The organism is Amycolatopsis sp. NPDC051758, assembly GCF_044453095.1.
Taxonomy (GTDB): domain Bacteria; phylum Actinomycetota; class Actinomycetes; order Mycobacteriales; family Pseudonocardiaceae; genus Amycolatopsis.
The window spans coordinates 966,715-973,206 of the sequence record NZ_JBITCJ010000001.1; the positions used below are offsets into that span (position 1 = coordinate 966,715).

Sequence of the window (6,492 nt, forward strand, 5' to 3'; positions counted from 1 at the left end):
GCCTTGGCGGCGGCGCACGATGGATCGATGCTGACCGACTCGACCATCACGACGATGCTCCCGGTGACCGACAGCGAACGCGCCGGCCACTTCTACGCGGACTCCCTCGGCCTGAAGCAGACGGGGAAGGGCGAAGACGGAACCCTCTACTTCGCGGCGGGCGCGGGCGCGATCGGCCTCCGCACGATGCCGGCCGGCGCACAGAGCGAGAACACGGCGTTGAGCTTCGAGGTCGGCGACCTTTCGGCCGAGGTCTCGACGCTGGAAGGCCGCGGCGTGCGCTTCCAGGACTTCGACGTCGAGGGGTTGAAGACAGTCGGCCACATCGCGGAGCTGGGAACCGAGCGGGCGGCTTGGTTCACCGACTCCGAAGGCAATGTGCTGTGCCTGCACCAGGTCACATCAGGGACGGCATCAGCTTGATCGCGTTCCCCGACAGAACCCCGCTCAGCACGTCCTCCGGCCACCCCAGGCCAGCCAGCGTCCGGACGTTCGACGCCACCGACGGCACCCCCGGCCAGTCCGTGCCGAACACGAACTTCCCGGCCAGCCGCCCCAAGTCGAACCGCTGGTAGTACTCCGGCAGCTTCTTCGGCGGCAGCCCGGCGAGATCCAGCCAGACGTTCTCCCGGGCCAGCGCGAGGAACGCCGCCACGTCGTACCACCACCCGCGACCGCCGTGGGCGAAGACGAACTGCAGCGAAGGAAAGTCCTCGACCACATCGGACAGCAGCTCCGGATTGCCGAAACTGGTGCGGGACCCGGGAAAGCTCGACGTTCCCGAATGGAGGATCACCGGCACACCCCGCTCGGCGCACAACGAGTAGACCGGGTACAGCTCCTTGTCCGCCGGCGAGAACGCGCCGTGCACCGGGTGGATCTTCAGCGCCACCGCGCCCAGGTCCAGCTGCCGGGCGACTTCGGAGGCGGGCGGGTGGTGCAGGTACGGGTTGACGTTGGCCACCAGCCGGAACCGCGTGGGGTTGTGCTCGACCAGCGGCAGGTTGTCCTCGATCGGCTGGATCCCCGTCGCGCGTGGGCTGTACTCGCAGAACAGCAGGACCCGGTCGACACCTTCGGACTCCATCAGCTCGTCCATCGCCGACGGGATCACTTCACCCGATGAGGAGTACACCGAACGCCACGGGTACGAACCCGCGAAGTCGTGCGCCCACCGCAGCCAGGCCGGTTTGAGCGTCGGCAGCCGCGGGGTGTGGACGTGCGCGTCGACCACGAAGTGCCCGTCGATCACGGGCTGGGCACCACCCGGAGCGAGTCGCGGACCAGGTCGCGGATCACGTTCCGGCGGATCTTGCCCGTCGCCGTCTTCGGCAGCTCGGCCAGTTCGACCACCCCTCGCGGACGTTTGAACGCCGCGAGGCCCTCGCGGCAGAACTCGATCAGCTCTTCCGCGTCCACGCTAACCCCGGGGGCGGCCACCACGCACGCCACGGGCTTGTCGAGGCCGTCGGCGTCCGGCGCGGCGACGACCGCGACCTCGGCCACCGCCGGGTGCTGCCGCAGCCGTTCCTCCACTTCGGACGGTGACACCCAGATCCCGCCCGCCTTCAGCATGTCCCCGAAGCGGCCCAGACAGGAAAAAGTACCGTCCTCGTTGCGGACGTAGCTGTCGCCGGTGCGCAGCCATTCACCCTGGAAGACGAGCTTCGTCGCGTCGTAACGGGCCCAGTACCCGGTCGCCGTCGAGGGCCCGGCCACGAACAGCTCGCCCGGCTGACCGGCCGCGGTGATCACCGCGCCCGCCTCGTCGCGGATCTGCACGGAGTACCCCGGCACGGGGACGCCGGTGCTGCCGGGCCGCACCGCGCCGGGCCGGTTCGACAGGAAGATGTGCAGTGCCTCGGTGGACCCGATGCCGTCGAGGATCTCCAGTCCGAAGCGGGTGCGGAACCGTTCGAACAGGGACGCGGGCAGCGGCTCGCCGGCCGAAACCGCGTACCGCACCGAAGAAAACGAGTCGTCCGGGACGTCGCTGGCGAGCAGCGCCGCGTAGAACGTCGGCACCGCGAAGAACAGGGACGGCTGTTCCTCGCGAGCGCGTTTCGCGAACAAGGCGGGTGTCGGCCGCGAAGGCTCCAGCAGCGCCGTGCCACCCGCGCCGAGCGGGAAGAAACACGAATTCCCCAGCCCGTAAGCGAAGAAGAGCTTCGGCACGGACAGGAAGCGGTCGGTCGCGGCCGTGCCGAGCACGTCGCGCCCGTAGGTCTCGCAGACCGCGCGGATGCTCGCGTGCCGGTGCATCGCGCCCTTCGGCTGTCCCGTCGTCCCGGACGTGTACAGCCACAACGCGGGCGAGTCCGCCCACGTCCGTCCACTTCGGAACGTTCCGCTCAGCGACGACCACTGGTGCGTCCGGACGCCGAACCCGGCCGCGTCGGCGCGGTCGAGCAGCACGTCGGTGACCTCGGGCGCGAAGCCCAGCGCGGTCACCGCCTGGTCGGCGAACTCGCCGGACACGCACAGCACGCGCGCCCGCGAGTCGGCCAGCATCTTGCCCAGCTCGAGCCCGGTGACCATCGTCGACACCGGCACGGCCACCGCGCCGGCCAGCATCGCGCCGAGGATGCCGGTGATCAGCTCGACGTCGTCGACCATGCAGAACATGACCCGCTCTTCGGGCCGCACGCCGAGCTCGGTGAACCCGGCGGCGACCCGCCGCGACTCCGCCGCGAGCTCCGCGTAGGTGAGCGAGCGGCGGGGCGACACGACGGCGGTCGCGTCCGGCTGCCCGGCGGAGAGCAGGTACTCCGCGGCGTTGAACCCTGTCGCCACCAGACCTCCTACGTGAGGTACACGTACTCGTAGTCGAAGGGCTTCCCGTTGATGCCCTGCCGCGGCGGCGCCACCCAGCTCGCGATCTTCCCCCGCTCGTACACCGGGCGCATCAGCGAGCGGACGAACGTGAGGTCCTCGGTCGTGGGCAGCCACTTGCTCTTGCCGGCCAGCCACGTCGCCTCGTCGACGATCGTCCCGTCGGGAGTGACGTGGTGGCCGGAGTTTATGCCGACTTCCCGGTTGAATCCAGGGTGCGGCAAGCGGAACGTGAAGTCGATCCCGGCGTCGGCGAGGATCTTGTTCCAGCGCTTCACGCCGGTCTGGCAGTCCGCCACGTACTCGCTGCGCAGGTCGAGGTTCAGCAGCAGGATCGCCTGCAGCTCCTCGGACGTCCAGGTGCCGTCGCCGGCCGGTTTCTCCAGCGTGCGTGCGTCCTCGGTGAGCTTGTGGTCGTCCTTGCGGCGGGTCTCCTGCCAGCGGCCCTTGAGCCCGGCGGTGTAGTAGTTCGCCGCGTTGGTCGAGGTCTCGCTGCCGAACAGGTCGAGCGAGACGGTGTAGTGGAAGTTGATGTACTTCTGGATCAGCTCCAGCGGGATCCCGCCGTGCGGGCCGATGTCGCGCGTGTCGTGCTCGCGGATCAGCTCGGCGCTGCGGATCACCACGCGGTCGACACCGGTGGTGCCGACCATCATGTGGTGCGCCTCCTCCTTCAGCATGAACTCGCAGGTGCGCGAGAGCGGGTCGAAGGAGCTCTCCTTGAGCGTGCCGAGCTGGTACTTCCCGTCGCGGTCGGTGAAGTAGGTGAACATGTAGAAGGCCAGCCAGTCGGCGGTCTCCTCGTTGAACGCGCCGAGGATGCGGGGCGCGTCCGGGCTGCCGGAGTTGCGCAGCAACAGCCCTTCGGCCTCGTCACGGCCTTCGCGGCCGAAGTAGGCGTGCAGCAGGTACACCATCGCCCACAGGTGCCGGCCCTCTTCGACGTTGACCTGGAACAGGTTCCGCAGGTCGTAGAGGCTCGGCGCGGTGAGCCCGAGGAGCTTCTGCTGCTCGACCGACGCCGGCTCGGTGTCGCCCTGGATGACGATCAATCGCTGCAGGTCGGCGCGGTATTCGCCGGGCACCTGCTGCCAGACCGGCTCGCCCTGGTGCTCGCCGAAGGCGATCCGCCGGTCGGGGTCGCGCTCGGCGAGGAAGATGCCCCAGCGGTAGTCGGGGACGTTGACGTGGTCGAAGTGCGCCCACCCCTCCCGGCCGACGCTGACCGCGGTGCGCAGGTAGACGCCCTGCGTCTCCAGCGTCGGGCCCATCTCGCCCCACCAGTGCATGAACTTCGGCTGCCAGCCCTCGAGCGCGCGCTGGAGCCGGCGGTCTTCGGAGAGGTTGACGTTGTTGGGGATCTTGGCGTCGTAGTCGATCTTCTCGGGCATCTGCGCTAGACCCGCTTCCTGTCGAAGACGGCCTTCTGCCCCGTACCGTATCGGCGCAGCGCGCCTTCCGGCCCGGATGCGTTCGGCCGGGTGAAAATCCAGTTCTGCCAAGCCGCCAGCCGGCCGAAGATCTTGGTCTCGATGGTCTCCGGGCCGACGAACCGGTGGTTGGCCTCCATGCCGGTGAGGGCGTCCGGGGACAGCGACGCGCGGCCTTCGAGCGCGATCCGGATCTCGTCCTCCCAGTCGAGGTCGTCCGGCGCGTCGGTGACCAGGCCGAGTTCGACGGCTTCGGTGGCGCTCAGCTCGTGGTTCTTTTCGCGCGCGAGCCAGGCGAGGTGGTCCTCGTCGCCGTAGAAGCGCGTCTGCAGGCGGGTCAGGCCGTTGCCCATCGGGAACGCGCCGAAGTTGGCTTCGCTGAGCCGGATCGTCGCCCGTTCGTCGGAGTCTTCGTCGTCGATCGGCGGGCCGTCGAGGATGTACTGGCGGTCCGCGGCCAGCGCGAGCTCGAGCAGGGATCCGGCAAAGCAGCTGCCGGGCTCGATCAGCGCGATCAGCGTGCGGCTCGTGACGTCGAGGCGCTTGAGCGTGCGCTTGAAGTACTGCGTGATCTCGTTGCCCAGCCAGTCCTTCGCGCCGAACACAGCCTGTTCGTGCGCGAGCACCTTCTCCGGGTCACCCTGGGTCTTCAGGATCCACGTGCCCGCTTCGACCTCGTTGGTGCGCAGCCGCAGGATGGCGTCGTCCAGCTCGCGGGTCATCGCGAGGAACCAGCCGTTCGCGCCCTCTTCGTGCAGGTCACCGGGGTCGTTCTCGGGCCCCTTGATGGTGATGGTGACTTGATCCTTGGTCACCTCGGTGTCGACATGGCGATGTTCGAGCGGGGTCAGCTCGATGCCGCCCTCGCCGGTCCGGTCGGACTCGCGCGCGATCTCCCGGGCCCGCTTCGCCACGGCCTCGCGGAACCCTTGGCGCGGCACCAGTTCGTCGACCAGGCGCCAGTCGACCGCCGTCTTGCCCTTGACGCCGTCCGAGCGCGTCGCGAAGACGTCGGCGAGGTCACGCCGGACGCGCCGTTTGTCCACCACCCGCGTCAGGCCGCCGGTACCGGGCAGCACGCCGAGCAGCGGCACCTCGGGCAGCGCGACGGTCGACGAGTTGTCGTCGATCAACAGGATCTTTTCGCAGGCCAGCGCGATCTCGTAGCCCCCACCGGCGCAGGTGCCGTTCACCGCGGCGACGTAGGTCTGGCCGGAGTGCGCGGTCGCGTCCTCCATGCCGTTGCGGGTCTCGTTGGTGAACTTGCAGAAGTTCACCTTCCAGTGGTGCTCGGACGCGGCGAGCATCCGGATGTTCGCGCCCGCGCAGAACACCTTGTCCTTCGCGCTGGTCACCACCACCACGCGAACCTCGGGGTGCTCGAACCGCAGCCGCTGGGTGGCGTCGTACAGCTCGATGTCGACCCCGAGGTCGTAGGAGTTCAGCTTGAGCTCGTACCCCGGCACGAGCCCGCCCTGCTCGTCGACGTCCAGCTCCAGCCAGGCCACCTCCCCGTCGAGCTGGAGGCGCCAGTGGCGGTACTCGTCCGGACGGCGGTCGAAGGTCACCGGTGTGGTGGTGGTCACTCACCCGATTGTCTACACAGTTTCGACGAACGTCAATGTTGTGTAGAAACTTGATCTCGCGAGGTCACCCGATTGAGCGTCCCCCAGGCCCAGGTGAGGAACGCCCAGAGCGCCAGGCCCGCTGCTGCGTCCGTGAAGATCGTGACGAACCAGAAGGCGGGAATCTGCGGCACACCGGTCAGGAAGTGGCCGAGCGTGATCATCCCGGCCAGCGAATAGACCAGCAGGAACGCCAGCGCCCGCGGATAACGGCCTTCTCGGTACGCGCGGTAACCGAGCCAGCCGAACGTCGTGAACAGCACCCAGCCGAACGCGACGACGATCCCCGACACCACGGCCGGGATCCCGGGCAGCTGCGGGTAGTCCGCGACGCGGATGGTGTTGTGCGCGTAGTGCAGCGTCGTGCTGACCAGCGAGAAGCCGAGGATCACGCGAAGCGGCTTCAGCCCCTTCTCTTGCAGAACGTCCATCTCGGGCCCCCTTGTCCGACTAGATAGATCGCTCTAGCGACGGTACCGCGTGGCGGGCGGGGCCGCCCCCGCCCCGCCCCCCCCCCCCCGGGCCCCCCGGGGGGGGGGGGGGGGGGGCCCCCGGCCCCCCCCCCCCGCGCCGGCCGGGGCCGCCGGGCGGGGGGGGCCGCCGGG

General features: G+C 69.2%; 6 protein-coding genes. 1 reads left to right on the top strand and 5 read right to left on the bottom strand.

What is annotated here, in order from left to right:
* Nucleotides 1-27 precede the first annotated feature (27 nt).
* A complete protein-coding gene (locus tag ACIA5G_RS05045; RefSeq protein ID WP_395920903.1) occupies nt 28-423 on the top strand; it encodes a VOC family protein in 396 nt (131 codons plus the stop codon).
* Here ACIA5G_RS05045 and ACIA5G_RS05050 read toward each other — a convergent pair.
* From ACIA5G_RS05050 to ACIA5G_RS05070, 5 genes are read right to left on the bottom strand one after another with little or no spacing between them, the layout of a single operon-like run.
* Complete coding sequence (locus ACIA5G_RS05050) at nt 398-1,252, bottom strand: amidohydrolase family protein (protein ID WP_395920904.1); 855 nt, start codon at nt 1,250-1,252, stop codon at nt 398-400. The genes ACIA5G_RS05045 and ACIA5G_RS05050 overlap by 26 nt on opposite strands.
* Nucleotides 1,249-2,793 carry a benzoate-CoA ligase family protein gene (locus tag ACIA5G_RS05055; protein ID WP_395920905.1) on the bottom strand — a complete coding sequence of 515 codons (1,545 nt, stop codon included), beginning with the start codon at nt 2,791-2,793 and terminating at the stop codon, nt 1,249-1,251. Before ACIA5G_RS05055 ends, ACIA5G_RS05050 begins: the two co-directional genes overlap by 4 nt.
* An 8-nt stretch (nt 2,794-2,801) precedes the next feature.
* The gene (gene boxB / locus ACIA5G_RS05060; RefSeq protein ID WP_395920906.1) at nt 2,802-4,223 is read right to left on the bottom strand and encodes a benzoyl-CoA 2,3-epoxidase subunit BoxB; all 1,422 of its coding nucleotides are present in this window, start codon (nt 4,221-4,223) and stop codon (nt 2,802-2,804) included.
* Nucleotides 4,224-4,228: 5 nt separating this feature from the next.
* Entirely contained in the window at nt 4,229-5,848 is a 1,620-nt protein-coding gene (boxC, locus tag ACIA5G_RS05065) for a 2,3-epoxybenzoyl-CoA dihydrolase (RefSeq protein ID WP_395920907.1), read from the bottom strand.
* A 32-nt stretch (nt 5,849-5,880) separates the two neighbouring features.
* Nucleotides 5,881-6,318, bottom strand: coding sequence for a hypothetical protein (locus ACIA5G_RS05070; RefSeq protein ID WP_395920908.1), 438 nt, complete (start codon nt 6,316-6,318; stop codon nt 5,881-5,883).
* Nucleotides 6,319-6,492: the final 174 nt, after the last annotated feature.